This is a genomic window from Streptomyces sp. NPDC048718, from assembly GCF_043198875.1.
GTDB lineage: Bacteria > Actinomycetota > Actinomycetes > Streptomycetales > Streptomycetaceae > Streptomyces.
In genome coordinates, this window is record NZ_JBICVG010000010.1 from 92,175 (window position 1) to 107,966 (window position 15,792).

Here is a 15,792-nt window from a genome sequence, read left to right on the forward strand (position 1 = left end):
AGAGAAGGTGTACGAACTGCTTATGAGACTACGCAAGCCTCGGGCGTGCCGTCAGCGCCGCGACATGTAGATGTCCAGGGCCTTGTGCAGGAGCTTGTTGAGCGGGAAGTCCCACTCGCCCACGTACTCGGCGGCCTCGCCGCCGGTGCCGACCTTGAACTGGATGAGACCGAAGAGGTGGTCGTTCTCGTCCAGCGAGTCCGAGATGCCCCGCAGGTCGTAGACGGTCGCGCCCATCGCGTACGCGTCGCGCAGCATCCGCCACTGCATCGCGTTCGAGGGCCGGAACTCACGGCCGATGTTGTCGGAGGCGCCGTAGGAGTACCAGACGTGTCCGCCGACGACGAGCATGGTGGCGGCGGAGAGGTTCACTCCGTTGTGGCGGGCGAAGTAGAGCCGCATGCGGTTGGGGTCCTCGTTGTTGAGGACGGTCCACATGCGCTGGAAGTACGAGAGCGGGCGCGGGCGGAACTTGTCGCGGACGGCCGTGATCTCGTACAGCCGCTGCCACTCGGCGAGGTCCTCGTAGCCGCCCTGGACGACCTCGACACCGGCCTTCTCGGCCTTCTTGATGTTGCGGCGCCACAGCTGGTTGAAGCCCTTGAGGACGTCGTCGAGCGCGCGGTTCGCGAGCGGGACCTGGTACACGTAGCGGGGCTGCACGTCGCCGAAGCCGGCGCCGCCGTCCTCGCCCTGCTGCCAGCCCATCTTCCGCAGCCGGTCGGCGACCTCGAAGGCGCGCGGCTCGATGTGGGTGGCCTCGATGTCCCGCAGACGCTTGACATCCGGGTCCTGGATGCCGGCCTTGATCGCGGCCGCGTTCCAGCGGCGGATGACGACCGGCGGGCCCATCTTCACGGAGAAGGCGCCCTGGTGCTTCAGATGGGCGAGCATCGGCTGGAGCCAGTCGTCCAGGTTCGGGGCGTACCAGTTGATGACCGGGCCCTCGGGCAGGTAGGCCAGGTAGCGCTTGATCTTCGGCAGCTGGCGGTACAGCACCAGACCGGCGCCGACGAGCCGGCCCTCCTTGTCGAACCAGCCGAGGCTCTCCGAGCGCCACTCGGTCTTGACGTCCGCCCATGCCGGGACCTGGCAGTGACTGGCCGAGGGCTGGCTCTGGATGAACGCCAGATGCTGCTCGCGGCTGATGGTCCTCAGGGTCAGGCTCATGTCGGGGCGCTCCTCGGCAGGTGTGTCCCCATCGGGTCAGGGGCTCCGGCTCTCGCGCCGAAGCCTACTGCGACCTCGGAGCGCTCCGAATGGCCGTGCCGGGCCCGGCATCCCCCGTGACGTGCCGGGACCGGCACGAGGTCGAGTCATGATCGACTCGCCCGCTAGTGGATCACGCCGCCGAAGAGGCCGCCGTGGGCCATGCCCAGAAAGAAGCCCACGCCCGCCAGGCCGAGACCCACGACCAGCACGAAGCGTTCGCGCGTGGTGGCGGAGATGTACTGCCCGTAGGCACCGGTCAGGATCCCGATCAGACCGGACCAGGAGCTGAGCAGATGCAGGTTGTGGAACATCGCGGTGATGAAGGAAAGCAGGCCCAGCACCAGCGTCACGGCCATCAGGGTGTCCTGGACCGGGTGGGGCTTGCCGTCGGTGGCGAAGAGGGAGTGTCCGGAGTCGGGTCGCATTGCCTGTGCCATGGGGCACCTCCTGGCGTACCTGCGGGACGGCGGCGCCTGTGACGCCGCCGACATCCGTCGTGTACAGATTGCGGCCCTCCACCGCTGGATTTCAACCGCAGCGCCCTCTCGGGCCGCGTTTCGACCGCCGTGCCCCTCACCACTTAATTTCAACCGCAGGGTGATGTGCGGGTAGTCTGTACCGTCTGCACCGGTGTCTGCCCAGGTCCGTCCAGGACTCGCGTGGCCGGCGCCGTTGCTACACGCATCACGACCCTCCTGCCACGGAACGACCGTGGCCGCTGAGTCCAAAGGAGGTGGGTTCCACATGCGTCACTACGAGGTGATGGTCATCCTCGACCCCGATCTCGAGGAGCGCGCTGTCTCCCCGCTGATCGAGAACTTCCTCTCCGTCGTCCGTGAGGGCAACGGAAAGGTCGAGAAGGTCGACACCTGGGGCCGTCGTCGTCTCGCCTACGAGATCAAGAAGAAGCCCGAGGGCATCTACTCGGTCATCGACCTGCAGGCCGAGCCTGCGGTCGTCAAGGAGCTCGACCGCCAGATGAACCTGAACGAGTCGGTCCTCCGGACCAAGGTCCTCCGTCCCGAGACCCACTGAGCCTTCGGCTCAAAGGTTCTCGGGTCCGAGTAGCAACAAGCAGCCAGAAGCAATCCCGCCGAGAGGTTCCCCCATGGCAGGCGAGACCGTCATCACGGTCATCGGCAATCTTGTCGACGACCCCGAGCTGCGCTTCACCCCGTCCGGCGCGGCGGTCGCGAAGTTCCGTGTCGCGTCCACTCCCCGCACCTTCGACCGTCAGACCAACGAGTGGAAGGACGGCGAAAGCCTCTTCCTGACCTGCTCGGTCTGGCGTCAGGCGGCGGAGAACGTCGCGGAGTCCCTTCAGAAGGGCATGCGCGTCGTCGTGCAGGGCCGTCTGAAGCAGCGGTCCTACGAGGACCGCGAGGGTGTCAAGCGCACGGTCTTCGAGCTGGACGTCGAGGAAGTCGGCCCCAGCCTGAAGAACGCCACGGCCAAGGTCACCCGTACCACCGGTCGCGGTGGCCAGGGTGGCGGCGGCTTCGGCGGCGGCCAGCAGGGTGGCAGCGGCGGTGGCTGGGGCAACGCCCCTCAGCAGGGCGGCGGAGCTCCCTCCGACGACCCCTGGGCCTCCAGCGCTCCGTCCACCGGCCAGCAGGGCGGTGGCGGCGGTGGCTGGGGTGGAAACTCCGGCGGCGGCTACTCGGACGAGCCCCCCTTCTAGGGCGCAAGCCCCGGAAGCGGCTCGTACCCCCACTTCTTGATCACACAGGAGAAACACCATGGCGAAGCCGCCTGTGCGCAAGCCTAAGAAGAAGGTCTGCGCATTCTGCAAGGACAAGGTCACGTACGTTGACTACAAGGACACGAACATGCTGCGGAAGTACATTTCCGACCGCGGCAAGATCCGTGCCCGTCGCGTGACCGGCAACTGCACGCAGCACCAGCGTGACGTCGCCACGGCCGTCAAGAACAGCCGTGAGATGGCGCTGCTGCCCTACACGTCCACCGCGCGCTAAGGGAAGGGTGACCGAAAAATGAAGATCATCCTCACCCACGAGGTGTCCGGCCTCGGTACCGCCGGCGACGTCGTCGACGTCAAGGACGGCTACGCTCGCAACTACCTGGTCCCGCGCGGTTTCGCGATCCGCTGGACCAAGGGTGGCGAGAAGGACGTGGCGCAGATCCGCCGCGCCCGCAAGATCCACGAGATCGCGACCATCGAGCAGGCCAACGAGATCAAGGCTCAGCTCGAGGGCACGAAGGTCCGTCTGGCCGTTCGCTCCGGCGACGCCGGCCGTCTCTTCGGCTCCGTGACGCAGGCCGACATCGCCGACGCGATCAAGACCGCCGGTGGCCCGGCCGTCGACAAGCGTCGTGTCGAGCTCGGCTCGCCGATCAAGACCCTGGGCTCGCACCAGGTGTCGGTGCGCCTGCACGCCGACGTCACCGCGAAGCTCGGCGTCGAGGTCGTCGCCGCGTAACACTGCCCCTGGCAGTTCGCGTTCAGCAGTACGGAAGGGCCGTACCCCCTCGGGGGTGCGGCCCTTCCACTGTTTCACGTGAAACCTTGGCCTCGCGGTGCGCCCGGTGTTTCACGTGAAACACCGTGAGCCGGGAGCCTCAGCGGGTGGCCCCGGTGACGACCCACCGGCCGGAACGGGCGCGCCACCACAGGGTTGCCAAGCGCACCGTCATCATCAGCGTCATCGCGCCCCAGAGCGCCGTGAGCCCGCCGCCGAAGGCCGGGACCAGCAGGGCGACCGGCGCGAAGACGAGCAGCGTGACGAGCATGGCCCCGGCGAGATACGGGCCGTCGCCCGCGCCCATCAGGACGCCGTCCAGGACGAAGACGGCCCCGGAGACCGGCTGGGAGAGCGCGACGACGAGAAGCGCGGGCAGCAGAGTGTCCCGGACCGCCGAGTCGCCGGTGAAGAGCGGGATGAAGAGGGGGCGGGCGAGGATGACCAAGACTCCCAGGACGATCCCGGAGAGCACTCCCCACTGGACCATGCGACGGCAGACCTGCCGGGCGCCGTCCGCGTCGTCGGCGCCGAGGTACCGCCCGATGATGGCCTGCCCGGCGATGGCGATCGCGTCGAGAGCGAAGGCCATCAGGCTCCACAGGGACAGGATGATCTGGTGCGCGGCGACATCGGCGTCGCTGAGCCGCGCGGCGACGGCGGTGGCGATCATCAGGATCGCCCGCAGCGAGAGCGTCCGGACCAGAAGCGGGGCACCGGCCTGGGCACTGGCCCGTATACCGGCCGCGTCGGGGCGCAGAGAGGCGCCGTGCCGACGGGCGCCGCGGACGACCACGTAGAGATAACTGGCGGCCATGCCGACCTGGGCGATGACCGTACCCCAGGCGGATCCGGCGATGCCGAGCCCGGCGCCGTAGACCAGGACGACATTGAGGACGCCGTTGGCCGCGAAACCGGCGATGGCGACGTACAGCGGAGTGCGGGTGTCCTGGAGGCCGCGCAGCACCCCGGTGGCGGCGAGGACGACGAGCATCGCCGGGATGCCGAGGCTGGAGATCCGGAGATAGGTGACGGCATGGGCGGCGGCCGCGTCGGAGGCTCCGAAGACGTCGACGAGCCAGGGTGCGCCGGGCAGGGTGACGGCGATGACGACGGCGCCGAGCAGCAGGGCGAGCCAGATCCCGTCGATGCCCTGACGGAGGGCGGCCCCGAGATCGCCCGCGCCGACGCGACGGGCGACGGCCGCGGTGGTCGCGTAGGCGAGGAAGACGAAGACGCTCACCGCGGTGGAGAGCAGGGCCGAGGCGATGGCGAGACCGGCCAGCTGGGGGGTGCCGAGATGGCCGACAATGGCGCTGTCGGCCATGAGGAAGAGCGGCTCGGCGACGAGTGCGCCGAAGGCCGGCACGGCGAGGGAGACGATCTCGCGGTCGTGTCGGCGGCGGACGGCTGCGGGGGTCGCGGGGGCCGGATGCATACGCACAATCTAATCGTCCACAGGTAAGTGATGCAATGCTGTGGCGATCCTTACATTCCAGGAGCGGGGGGCTCCGGGTGTGCGCCGTTTGTTCTGATCTTGGTCCAAGCGGAGAAGTTTTTCTCCCCCACAGCCCGTGGATGGAAAAAGTGCAGGTGAGGGGCGCGTGGGAGGGTGCCCTATGAGTTTGTCCACATGGCTGTCCCCCGGTCCGTGCACAGGTTCCGCCGAGTTCTCCACAGCATCTGGGCCTTCGCCCACAGGGCCTGTGGATAACCAGATTGGCTGAAGGTGCCGACGGCCCTACCGTGGACCGGCGACCAACGCGCCAGAAGCGGGTTCAAAGCCTCTCGTTTGTCCGAGCCGTGGCGTAAGAAAGAGTGGCACGGTTGTCCGCGGTGCGGACGTGAGGAGGTGGCCGGGTGAGCATGCCCGACCCCATGGACGATCCCTGGGCCGACAGCGGTCCCGGAGACCGCCTGCCCACCCGCACTCGCGGTGGCGGCGGCAAGGGCGGCGAGAGCCGCGGCCGTGGCCGCGAGGACCAGCACGAGCGCGGCAGCGAGGGCGGCTGGGACGGCGGGATGTCCCCGTTCGAGCGCGTCCCCCCGCAGGATCTCGACGCCGAGCAGTCCGTTCTCGGCGGCATGCTGCTCTCCAAGGACGCCATCGCCGACGTCGTCGAGATCATCAAGGGCCACGACTTCTACAAGCCGGCCCACGAGACCGTCTACTCGGCGATCCTCGACCTGTACGCGAAGGGCGAGCCCGCCGACCCCATCACGGTCGGCGCCGAGCTGACCAAGCGCGGCGAGATCACCCGGGTCGGCGGCGCCTCGTATCTGCACACGCTCGTCCAGTCGGTGCCGACGGCCGCCAACGCCTCGTACTACGCGGAGATCGTCCACGAGCGCGCCGTGCTGCGCCGGCTCGTGGAGGCCGGTACGAAGATCACGCAGATGGGATACGCGGCGGACGGCGACGTCGACGACATCGTCAACCGCGCCCAGTCGGAGATCTACCAGGTCACCGAGCAGCGCACCACCGAGGACTATCTGCCGCTCGGCGACATCATGGAGGGCGCGCTCGACGAGATCGAGGCGATCGGCTCGCGCAGCGGCGAGATGACCGGTGTCCCCACCGGCTTCACCGACCTCGACGCCCTCACCAACGGTCTGCACCCCGGCCAGATGATCATCATCGCGGCCCGTCCCGCCATGGGTAAGTCGACTCTCGCGCTCGACTTCGCGCGCGCGGCCTCGATCAAGCACAACCTGCCCAGCGTCATCTTCTCCCTCGAAATGGGCCGCAACGAGATCGCGATGCGTCTGCTCTCGGCCGAGGCCCGGGTGGCGCTGCACCACATGCGTTCCGGCACCATGACCGACGAGGACTGGACCCGGCTCGCCCGCCGGATGCCGGACGTCTCGCAGGCCCCGCTCTACATCGACGACTCCCCGAACCTGTCGATGATGGAGATCCGCGCCAAGTGCCGCCGCCTCAAGCAGCGCAGCGGCATCAAGCTCGTCGTCATCGACTACCTCCAGCTGATGCAGGCCGGCGGCTCCAAGCGCGCCGAGAGCCGTCAGCAGGAGGTCTCGGAGATGTCGCGAAACCTGAAGCTGCTCGCCAAGGAGCTCGAACTCCCGGTGATCGCGCTCTCCCAGCTGAACCGTGGCCCCGAACAGCGCACGGACAAGAAGCCGATGGTCTCCGACCTCCGTGAGTCCGGATCGATCGAGCAGGACGCCGACATGGTCATCCTGCTGCACCGCGAGGACGCCTACGAGAAGGAGTCCCCGCGGGCCGGCGAGGCCGACATCATCGTCGGCAAGCACCGTAACGGTCCGACGGCGACCATCACCGTCGCCTTCCAGGGCCACTACTCGCGCTTCGTGGACATGGCCCAGACCTGATCCGTCGCGGCGACGCGGACGCGGCGATCGGGTCGCCGCGATCGGGAGGTCCTGGCGCGCCCGCGCTCCGGATGTCGTGGCGCGCGCCGCGAGCCGGCGTCAGCGCCTGGTCTCGTACCTGGTCAGGGTCACGCCGCAGGGAAACGTCCGTGTCTCCACCAGGTTCAGGTTCACCCAGGTGTCCAGCGTGGTGAAGAACGGCGTGCCGCCGCCCACCAGGACCGGCGCGGTGGCCAGCAGGTACGTGTCGATCAGCCCGGCCCGCATGGCCGCCCCGGCGAGTGTCGCGCCGCCGATGGCCATCGGGCCGCCCTCCTCGGCCTTGAGCCGGGTGATCTCGGCGACCGCGTCGCCGGAGACCAGGCGGGTGTTCCAGTCCACCCGGTCGAGCGTCGAGGAGAACACCACCTTCGGCATCTCCCGCCAGCGGCGCGCGTACGCGGTCTCCGCCGGGGTGGCGCCCGGCTGCCGGTCGGCGGTCGGCCAGTGGGAGCTCATCGTCTGCCACAGCTTGCGCCCGTACAGCGACAGATCGGTCGCCCGCAACCGGTCGGACCAGAACTGGAACAGCTCGTCGCTCGGCACGCTCCAGCCGATGTCGTCGCCGGGTGCGGCGATGTAGCCGTCCAGGGACAGATTCATGCCGTAGATCAGTTTCCGCATGGCGCCAGCCTTCCGTGCTCCGGTCTCACGGGTACGGATCGACGCGGCGTGGGAAAGCCCCGTGGCTCCTGTCCCGGCGCCTCGCCCGTTCCTCGGATCAGACCGCGTAGCTCACGACGAGCACGGCCACCGAGAAGGTCGGCATGCCCAGGCGGTTGAGCCGGAACTCCTGTTTGAGGAACCGCGCCCGCATATGGGCATATGCCGCACAGAGGAAGTACCCGACGACGGCGATGTTCGTGGTGAACGCGACGCCGGGGTAGCGGAGGCCGGCGACCGGCCCGGCCGCCGCCAGGAGCTCGACCGCGATGAGGGCCCACCACCAGTCACGTGGCAGCCGGACCCCGTCGAGGCAGCGCTGGATGAAGACCGGCGGTCGGAACGACATCACCGCGTCGCCGAGCAGGACGAGCGCCGGCAGTGCCCTGAGCCACCGGTGGTGCGGGGTGCCGATCATCGCTCTTCTCCTTCACGGGCGATCGCGAATTCGATCACTTCGCGGAGCCGGTCCCTCGCGTCGTGGTTCACCGAGGGCGCCGTCGGCGAAGGCCATGAGGAGGCCGAGATGCGCGAAGTAGACGACGCGGGCACCGGGGCCGGCGTCGGCGGCCGGCCGGCCCGGGGGCGTGAGTACGGCTTCGATCTCGGTGATCAGGGACAGGGCGAGATTCTGGAAGATCACCGACTCGCGCTGTCCGCACACGATGACCGCCGCGTACTCGCGGGAGAGCGGCCCGGGTTTCCGCGCTCAGAACCAGTGGAGGCAGTGCGGGGGACGCGCGGTGTGGAAGAGGGCGTCGGCGTGGGCTGTGGCGTCCGGGTGATGGGCCTGGACACGGCCCGCGCGGACGAGCGTGCCCGGGGTGGTGCCGCCGAGATACACCGAGCCCAGGTCGCTTATGTCCAGCGACAGGTCGGGCGCCCGGTCCGTGGGGACGCACGTGGCCTCGCCGCCCCGGACGGTCAGCAGATGACGCTGGTGCTCGCCCAGGAACGGATCGTCGACATCGAGGACGAGTTCGCCGTCCGTGAGCCAGCCGCGTGCGGTCAGCGCGCGCGGGATGTCCAGCAGCCGCACCCAGAGCCAGTCGCTCTCGTTGCCCACCTGCCCGGCACGGAAGTCGGTGAACTGCCAGCGCAGCGGGTTCTCGGCCGGGACGTGCCGGAACACGACCTCGGAGACCAGGTCGTGGCCGAGGATCAGGCGGGCCAGGGCCGTGAAGACGGCGTCGTCGGCGGCGATGGTCTCGTCGACCGTCAGCACGCCGGAATCGTTGATCGAGTACACGGCATACCCGTCCGGAACACCGTCGGCGTCCCGGTGGACGGCGACATGGCGCGGTGTACGGGCGATCGGGGGATGCCCCGCGCCCCGGGTCCACCAGAGGGGCGGACGGGACAGCGCGCCGGGCTGGACGCGGCGGTAGCGGTCGTAGATCTCCTCCAGGAGCCCACCGCACTCGGCACGCCGGTGGATCTCGAGGGAGCCGGTGTCCGTGCCGTCCACACGCGGGTCGAAGACGGCCCGGTGGCGCTCCACCGTCAGACGGCGCGTGTACGTCGCGGGGCCGTATCCGAATCTGCGGTAGATCGCGGCCTCGGAGGCCAGCAGCACGGAGAGAAAGTCCCCCCGCTGCCGTATCTCGGCGAGCTGATGACGCATCATCGCGCTGAGCACGCCCTGGCGGCGGTGCGACGGGACCACACCGACGCAGGTCACTCCGGAGGCCGGAACGACGGCGCCACCGGGCAGCGTGAGCTCGAAGGAATACGCACCGGCGGTACCGGCCGGCCGGCCGTCGTCGGTCTCGGCGAGCAGACAGCGGTCCATTTCGAGGGCCGACCACCAGAGCCCGCCCCCGTCCTCGTCCGGTGTCTCCGTGAAGCGCCCGAACGCGGTGTGGAGTGTGTCGACGAAGACGCCGGAGTCCTGGTCGGTCGTCGTGCGGATCTTCAACGCTGCAGCCTCCCGAATACCGGCCCCACGACGCGTGGCGCCCGCCACAGTCCAGCCTCGACAGGCGGCCGGGGCAAGCGAATTACCAGGGGACGGGGGGCGGCCGATGGCGCGAAATCCGGGCCGCGCCGACCGGAAGCGGGGTGATGATGTCGGTATGACCTCATCCTTCGAAGCTCTGCTGCCCAGCACCGAACGCGCTCTGTTGCACCGAATCGCCGTCGCTCAGACCGAGGGACGTGCGCCGTCCTTCGCCGCGGGCGTGGTGCGAGAGGGGAAGGCCGTCTGGTTCGGCGCGCGCAGTTGTGTGGACGGGCACGAGCCCGACACCGGCACCCAGTTCCGGATCGGCTCGATCACCAAGGTGTTCACGGCGGTTCTGGTGATGCGGATGCGGGATGAGGGCCTGCTCGGGCTCGACGACCCGCTGGAGAAGCATCTGCCGGGTACCGGCGTGGGCGAGGTGACGATCGCCCAGCTGCTGAGCCACAGCGCGGGGCTGGCCGCGGAGACGCCGGCGCCATGGTGGGAGCGGTCGTCGGGCACCCTTAGGCCGGAGCCGGCCGACGTCCTGGGGGAGCGGCCGACGCCGCATCCGGCCGGGCGGTTGTTCCACTATTCCAACCCCGGTTACACGCTGCTGGGCTCGCTGGTCGAGGCCGTACGCGGAGTGTCGTGGGAGGAGGCGCTGCGCGGCGGGATCCTGGAGCCGCTGGGGCTCACCCGTACGACGCTCCGGCCGGTCGCCCCGCACGCCGGGGGCTGGGCGGTGCACCCATGGGCCGATGTGATGCTGCCCGAGCCCCTGGAGGACCTGGGGATCATGGCACCGGCCGGCGCGCTGTGGTCGACGGTCGGGGACCTGGGCAGGTTCGCCGCGTTCCTCGCCGAGGGCGACGACCGGGTGCTGTGCCGGGCGTCGGTGGAGGAGATGCGGGTGCCGGCGGTGCCCCCGGCCGCCGGTGACGCGGAGGGGGGCTATGGCCTCGGACTCCAGTTGCTGCGCCGGGACGGGCGTACCCTCGTCGGCCACACCGGCTCGCTGCCGGGCTTCCTCGCCGGTCTCTGGGTGAGCGTCGAGGACGGTGTGGCCGCCGTGGCGTTCGCGAACGCCACCTCCGGGCCCCTCGTGCCCACGGTGGCCGCCGATCTCATCCGGATCGTCGCCGAGGCCGAGCCGCGTATTCCGGAGCCCTGGCGACCCCTTTCCGAGGCCGAGGCGGACCCGGAACTGCTGGCGCTCACCGGCCCTTGGTACTGGGGGACATCGGCCTACGGGCTGAGGGTGAGCCCCGGAGGCGGGGTGACCCTGGAGCCGCTCCGGGGCGTCGGGCGGCGGGCGAGGTTCCGGCCGCTGCCCGAGGGCGGCTGGATCGGCCTCGACGGTTACTACCTGGGCGAGACGCTGCGGGTGGTGCGGAGGCCGGACGGCTCGGTGAGCCATCTCGATCTGGGGTCCTTCGTCTTCACCCGGGAGCCGTACGGGCCGGAGGACGCCGTGCCCGGCGGGTGGACGAGGCCGGCTGGCGCGGTCTCTGACCGGCACCGCCGGACGCGGGTGCGCGCTGTTTCACGTGAAACAGCGCGCGTCACCGCTCACAGACTCAGCTTGAACCCGAGGTGCGAGGGCTCGAACCCGAGCCGCTCGTAGAAGCGATGGGCATCGGTGCGGGTGACATCGGAGGTCAACTGCACCAGCCCGCAGCCCTGTGCGCGCGAGGTCTCGATGGCCCACTCGATGAGCCGGGTACCGAGGCCGCTGCCGCGTTCGTCCGTGTGGACGCGGACGCCCTCGATGACCGAGCGGGTCATGCCCCGGCGGGAGAGCCCGGGAATGAGCGTGAGCTGAAGGGTGCCGACGACCTTGTCCGCCCGTACGGCCACGACGACATGCTGGTGTGGGTCGCCGTCGAGCCGGTCGAAGGCCTCGGTGTACGGGGTGAGATCGCCCGGCGACTCGCGCAGCGCGCCCAGGGGATCGTCGGCGAGCATCGCCACGATGGCGGGGAGATCGCCGCGTGTGGCGGGCCGGATCGCGAGATCGCTCATGTAGGGGGTGTCCTTCCGGTCGGTTGCCAAAGGCAGGACGGGACCGATCGTCACCGGCCCGCCTTCCGCCTTGCTGCTGAGGCCCGTGCGCGGAAGCCTGCGCACGGGAACGCGTGCTCGGGAACCCGTGCACGGGGACTGCCGCTCTCCCGCGCCCGCTCTCCCGTGCCCGGTCTGCCGCTATCCCGCCGCGACGGTCAGAGGGGCGAAGCGGCGGCTGTCGTCGCCCGGCAGATCAGGGATCGAACGGACCATGAGGGACGTGCGGATGATCCGGTCCATGCCGTTCGCCTTCAGCCAGGAGACCAGGGCGCTGTGCCGTCCGGAGTCGATGTCCGTACGCAGCGGCCGGTCGGTGGCGGCGGCCAGCGAGGCCACCAGAGCCTGAGCCGTCTCCGGGTCGTGGGCGATCAGGGGCCCGAGGACATGGGTGTCCATGTTGGGCCAGAGCGCACCGAAGCCGGTGATCCGGCCGTCGTGCTCGGCGACCCGCAGGTGGTCGGTGAAGGCGGGCAACCGGGTGAGGACATGGGTGCGGTCGGCGCCGAAGACCTCCTGGTCGAGACGGAGGAGGGCCGGCATGTCCTCCGCGGTCGCGGGCCGGACGGACGTCCCGGGCGGGGGCTCCGGAGCCGGCTCGGCGAAGGTGAAGCCGCCCTTGAGCATCTCCACCTGGGCGATCTCGGAGAACCCGAGCTCCTCGTAGAGGGGCCGGCCGTTGGAGGTGGCGTACAGCGTCAGCGGGGTGTCGCCGGCCTCCGCCACGACCTGGCGCATCAGGCGTCGCCCGATGCCCCGGCGGGCGTACCGCTCGGCGACCAGCACCATGCCGATCGCCGCCAGCCCGGGCCCGTACGAGGTGACCACACAGGCAGCGGCCAGGCCCTCGCCGTCGGGGGCGTCGATGCCATAGCCGGTGCCCGCGGCGAGCAGCAGGCCCCACTTGTGCTCTTCCCGGAGCCAGCCCCGGTTCTCGGAGAGGTCGGCGCACGCGAGGAGGTCGTTCGGGGTCAGACACCGGATCGGAAGCTGGTCGAGCGAGGGAGGCGAAAGCGGCATGACGATCATGCTGGGCGACACGGCGACAGCGTGTCCACCCGTTTGCGAGAGCCATGACGGCGAGACGGGCCCTCGGCGCGACCGGTGGATGTTTCACGTGAAACACGTCGAACGAGTCGTCCTTCCCGGATCCGTTCCGGGGGCGCGAGCGGACGTACTAGCCTCGCCATACATGGCGGACAATGAAGCTCCTCACGGCGGACACAGACTGCATCTCTTCGATCTCGACGGCACGCTGATCCGCGGCTCGGCGGCAGCGGTGGAGATCTCCCGGCAGCTCGGACTGAGCGCGGAGATCGAACGGCTGGAGCGGGACTTTCTGCTCCGGGGGCTCGCCCCCGAGGAGTTCGCCGTTCAGGCCCGGGAGCTGTGGGCCGAGCTCACCCTGGAGCAGGTCGCGGCGGCTTTCGAGGGGGCGCCCTGGCTGGCGGGCATCCGGGAGGTGTGGGCGGAGATCCGAGCCGCGGGCGACCACTGCGCGGTCATCTCGCTCTCGCCCGACTTCTTTGTCGAGCGGCTGCTGGACTGGGGCGTGGAGGCGGCCGAGGGGTCGCGCTGGCCCGCGGTCCCGTTCACCGGGCCGATCCACCGCCCCGGCCTTCTCAACGCCGCCGCGAAGGTACGGATCGCCGGGGAACTCTGTGAACGGTTCGGGGTCCGACCGACCGACTGTGTGGCCTACGGCGACTCGATGTCGGACGCGGCGCTCTTCGGGATCGTCCCGGAGACGGTCGCGGTGAACGCCGATCACCACCTGGTGGACCTGGCGACGCACCACTACGCCGGAGCCGATCTGCGCGAGGCGTACGCGATGGTCCGGCGAGGCGGGGCGGTGCCGCCCGGGCTCAGGGGCTGATCCGGCCGGCGTCCGGGTCGAGGCAGGGGCCGACGCCGACCGGACCCGGAGGCCGTTCGGCCGGCGGTAAGCGGACCGTGTCGTGGACGGTGGCTCAGCCCAGGTCGGGGGCGTGCATCGCGCGGACGCCCTCGATGTTGCCGTCGAGATAGTGGCGCAGCGACAGCGGTACGAGATGGACGGCGGCGATCCCGACCCGGCTGAACGGGACGCGGACGATCTCGTACTCGCCCAGCGGCTCGTCGATCTCCGGTCCGTGCCGCTGCCCGGTGTCCATGGACTCGAGCCGGCAGACGAAGAAGTGCTGCACCTTCACCCCGGAGACGCCACCGCCGACGATGTGCTCGACGGTGTCGACGAAGCAGGGCACCACGTCGGTGATCTTGGCGCCGAGTTCCTCGTGGACTTCGCGGTGCAGGGCCTCGACGACCGTCGGGTCGCCCGGTTCGACCCCGCCCCCTGGTGTCACCCAGTAGGGATCGACGCCGGGTTTGGTGCGCTTGATGAGGATCAGGTCGTCCCCGTCGAGCAGGATGGCGCGTGCGGTGCGCTTGACCACTGGTCGTTCGGTCATGGGGAGAAAATGGCCCGTCCCGGATGCCCTGAAACTCACCACTGCTCGGCGGCTCGCAACAGCCGCTCGTGCGCCCGGGCGAGATGCGGCAGGGCGAGCGTGCCGGTGCGGACCACCAGGAAGTAGGTGCGCAGCGGGGGCACGGGCGGGTCGAGCAGGGCCACGAGCCGTCCCCGGGCCAGGTCCGGTTCGCACAGATAGCGCGGCAGCACGGCGAGTCCGGCCCCGGCGACCGTGGACTCCAGGACGGCGCGCAGATCGGGGACGATCACGGCGGCGGTGCCGGACGGCTTGGTCTCGAAGACGGCCGCCCAGTAGCGGGTGACGAACGGCAGCGACTCGTGCACCTCGACCACGGGCAGTCGCTCCAGGGCGGCGGCGCCCTCGAGCGGTGGCCGGCCGGGTGTGAGCGGCCCGGCCCAGCGCGGCGCGGCGACCAGGACGAGTTCCTCGTCGCAGAGCGGGGTGGCGGTGAAAAGCCCGGCGCGGGGCCGGGCCGTGGCCACGGCCAGCTCGTGATGGCCCGCGGCCAGCCCGTCGAGGATCTCCTCCGCGTTGCCGAGCAGACTGAAACGGACGGCGAGCCCCTGGGCGACCAACGGGGTGAGCGCGGGCAGCACCCGGGCCGAGGTGAACTCGGGAGGCCCGGCGGCGTGCAGCGTACGGATGCCGTTCTGCTCGTCCAGGCCGGTCTCGGCGATCTCGACGAGCGCGTCGAGATGCGGTGCGGCCCGCCGGGCGAGTTCGTCGCCGATGGTGGTCGGGGTGACCCCGCGGGCCTGCCGGAGGAAGAGAGGGCGCCCGAGCCGGCGCTCCAGGGTGCGGATCTGGCCGGTGACGGCCGGCTGGGAGAGGCCGAGCAGCGCGGCGGCGCGGGTGAAGGATCCGGCCCGGTGCACGGTGACGAAGGTGCGCAGCAGGGTCAGATCCATGCCCGCCCCTTCCCGGCCTCGCGGCCGTTGGACTCGCTTCGCCGGTGGGCGGACCGTCTGGCGGCGCCCCGGAACCGTCCAACTATAAATAAGTCGATAGGTCGCTGTCGCTACCGTGATTGGACACTGACGCAGGGTCAACTAGCCTTGTTCGAGCGGGAGTCCACAGGGCCAGACCTTGTGATCCGCGCGGAACGGGGCGTTCCGAGCCACGAGGGGGGAGGCTCGGAGCGCCCCCTTCCTGTTGTCGCCGGTGCCGGCCGGGCCGGGCCGTTTTTCAGTCGTTGTCGGGCAGGACGACGTTCAGCGCCCAGGAGACGACGGAGATGATCAGGCCGCCCAGCACGGCGGTCCAGAAGCCCTCGACGTGGAAGCTGAGGTCGAGCACCCCGGCCAGCCAGGACGTCAGCAGCAGCATCAGTGCGTTGACTACCAGGGTGATCAGGCCGAGTGTGAAGATGAAGAGCGGGAAGGTGAGCAGCTGTACGACCGGCTTCACCAGGAAGTTCACCAGGCCGAAGACGAGGGCGACCAGGATCAGGGTCCACGCCTTCTTGGCGGTGCTGTCGCCGGTCAGTGTGATGTCCTGGAGCAGCCAGATGGCGACTCCCAGCGCGCCCGCGTTGGCGAGCGTCTTGACGACGAAGTTCTTCATG

The 15,792-nt window shown here is 69.9% G+C and carries 18 protein-coding genes and 1 pseudogene; 7 read left to right on the forward strand and 12 right to left on the reverse strand.

Annotation, left to right across the window (positions count from 1 at the left end):
* Positions 1 to 51: 51 nt before the first annotated feature.
* Positions 52 to 1,170: a peptidoglycan bridge formation glycyltransferase FemA/FemB family protein gene (locus ACGFRB_RS20385; protein ID WP_361227207.1), complete on the reverse strand. Its 1,119-nt coding sequence runs from the start codon at positions 1,168 to 1,170 to the stop codon at positions 52 to 54.
* A 164-nt stretch (positions 1,171 to 1,334) separates the two neighbouring features.
* Positions 1,335 to 1,649, reverse strand: coding sequence for a hypothetical protein (locus ACGFRB_RS20390; protein ID WP_361227210.1), 315 nt, complete (start codon positions 1,647 to 1,649; stop codon positions 1,335 to 1,337).
* Between the two features lie 307 nt (positions 1,650 to 1,956).
* Between ACGFRB_RS20390 and rpsF the strand changes: the two genes are divergently transcribed.
* The 4 genes from rpsF (at position 1,957) to rplI (ending at position 3,653) form a co-directional block, all read left to right on the forward strand.
* The gene (gene rpsF, locus ACGFRB_RS20395) at positions 1,957 to 2,247 is read left to right on the forward strand and encodes a 30S ribosomal protein S6 (RefSeq protein ID WP_004950685.1); all 291 of its coding nucleotides are present in this window, start codon (positions 1,957 to 1,959) and stop codon (positions 2,245 to 2,247) included.
* 73 nt (positions 2,248 to 2,320) lie between these two features.
* Positions 2,321 to 2,893, forward strand: a complete 573-nt coding sequence (locus tag ACGFRB_RS20400) for a single-stranded DNA-binding protein (protein ID WP_363003539.1) — start codon at positions 2,321 to 2,323, stop codon at positions 2,891 to 2,893.
* A 58-nt stretch (positions 2,894 to 2,951) separates the two neighbouring features.
* Positions 2,952 to 3,188 (forward strand): 30S ribosomal protein S18, encoded by a 237-nt coding sequence (rpsR, locus tag ACGFRB_RS20405; protein WP_008746874.1) that lies wholly within the window; start codon positions 2,952 to 2,954, stop codon positions 3,186 to 3,188.
* 18 nt (positions 3,189 to 3,206) lie between these two features.
* A complete protein-coding gene (gene rplI, locus ACGFRB_RS20410; RefSeq protein WP_361227217.1) occupies positions 3,207 to 3,653 on the forward strand; it encodes a 50S ribosomal protein L9 in 447 nt (148 codons plus the stop codon).
* A gap of 139 nt (positions 3,654 to 3,792) precedes the next feature.
* Here the strand turns inward: rplI and ACGFRB_RS20415 are convergent, their stop codons facing one another.
* Positions 3,793 to 5,130 (reverse strand): MATE family efflux transporter, encoded by a 1,338-nt coding sequence (locus ACGFRB_RS20415; protein WP_393244732.1) that lies wholly within the window; start codon positions 5,128 to 5,130, stop codon positions 3,793 to 3,795.
* Positions 5,131 to 5,570: 440 nt separating this feature from the next.
* Here ACGFRB_RS20415 and dnaB point away from each other — a divergent pair, with 440 nt between their 5' ends.
* Entirely contained in the window at positions 5,571 to 7,046 is a 1,476-nt protein-coding gene (gene dnaB / locus ACGFRB_RS20420) for a replicative DNA helicase (protein WP_361227546.1), read from the forward strand.
* A 99-nt stretch (positions 7,047 to 7,145) separates the two neighbouring features.
* Here the strand turns inward: dnaB and ACGFRB_RS20425 are convergent, their stop codons facing one another.
* From ACGFRB_RS20425 to ACGFRB_RS20440, 4 genes are all read right to left on the reverse strand, one after another.
* Positions 7,146 to 7,709: a dihydrofolate reductase family protein gene (locus ACGFRB_RS20425; RefSeq protein WP_393244734.1), complete on the reverse strand. Its 564-nt coding sequence runs from the start codon at positions 7,707 to 7,709 to the stop codon at positions 7,146 to 7,148.
* A gap of 97 nt (positions 7,710 to 7,806) precedes the next feature.
* Positions 7,807 to 8,166, reverse strand: a complete 360-nt coding sequence (locus ACGFRB_RS20430; protein WP_393244736.1) for a DoxX family protein — start codon at positions 8,164 to 8,166, stop codon at positions 7,807 to 7,809.
* A gap of 12 nt (positions 8,167 to 8,178) precedes the next feature.
* A complete protein-coding gene (locus tag ACGFRB_RS20435; protein ID WP_393244738.1) occupies positions 8,179 to 8,412 on the reverse strand; it encodes a hypothetical protein in 234 nt (77 codons plus the stop codon).
* A 45-nt stretch (positions 8,413 to 8,457) separates the two neighbouring features.
* Positions 8,458 to 9,666 carry a GNAT family N-acetyltransferase gene (locus ACGFRB_RS20440; protein ID WP_393244740.1) on the reverse strand — a complete coding sequence of 403 codons (1,209 nt, stop codon included), beginning with the start codon at positions 9,664 to 9,666 and terminating at the stop codon, positions 8,458 to 8,460.
* Between the two features lie 157 nt (positions 9,667 to 9,823).
* Between ACGFRB_RS20440 and ACGFRB_RS20445 the strand changes: the two are divergent.
* A pseudogene (locus ACGFRB_RS20445) lies at positions 9,824 to 11,205 on the forward strand (serine hydrolase domain-containing protein).
* A 57-nt stretch (positions 11,206 to 11,262) separates the two neighbouring features.
* On the opposite strand, the gene ACGFRB_RS20450 reads toward ACGFRB_RS20445, so the two are convergent.
* Entirely contained in the window at positions 11,263 to 11,715 is a 453-nt protein-coding gene (locus ACGFRB_RS20450) for a GNAT family N-acetyltransferase (RefSeq protein WP_363003524.1), read from the reverse strand.
* Positions 11,716 to 11,895: 180 nt separating this feature from the next.
* A complete protein-coding gene (locus tag ACGFRB_RS20455; RefSeq protein WP_363003522.1) occupies positions 11,896 to 12,774 on the reverse strand; it encodes a GNAT family N-acetyltransferase in 879 nt (292 codons plus the stop codon).
* 172 nt (positions 12,775 to 12,946) lie between these two features.
* Between ACGFRB_RS20455 and ACGFRB_RS20460 the strand changes: the two genes are divergently transcribed.
* The gene (locus ACGFRB_RS20460) at positions 12,947 to 13,630 is read left to right on the forward strand and encodes an HAD family hydrolase (protein WP_393244742.1); all 684 of its coding nucleotides are present in this window, start codon (positions 12,947 to 12,949) and stop codon (positions 13,628 to 13,630) included.
* Between the two features lie 94 nt (positions 13,631 to 13,724).
* Here the strand turns inward: ACGFRB_RS20460 and ACGFRB_RS20465 are convergent, their stop codons facing one another.
* The 3 genes from ACGFRB_RS20465 to ACGFRB_RS20475 form a co-directional block, all read right to left on the reverse strand.
* Positions 13,725 to 14,204 (reverse strand): NUDIX hydrolase, encoded by a 480-nt coding sequence (locus ACGFRB_RS20465; protein ID WP_361227246.1) that lies wholly within the window; start codon positions 14,202 to 14,204, stop codon positions 13,725 to 13,727.
* Between the two features lie 35 nt (positions 14,205 to 14,239).
* The gene (locus ACGFRB_RS20470; protein ID WP_393244743.1) at positions 14,240 to 15,136 is read right to left on the reverse strand and encodes a LysR family transcriptional regulator; all 897 of its coding nucleotides are present in this window, start codon (positions 15,134 to 15,136) and stop codon (positions 14,240 to 14,242) included.
* 277 nt (positions 15,137 to 15,413) lie between these two features.
* Positions 15,414 to 15,791 carry a phage holin family protein gene (locus ACGFRB_RS20475; protein ID WP_361227252.1) on the reverse strand — a complete coding sequence of 126 codons (378 nt, stop codon included), beginning with the start codon at positions 15,789 to 15,791 and terminating at the stop codon, positions 15,414 to 15,416.
* Position 15,792 lies beyond the last annotated feature (1 nt).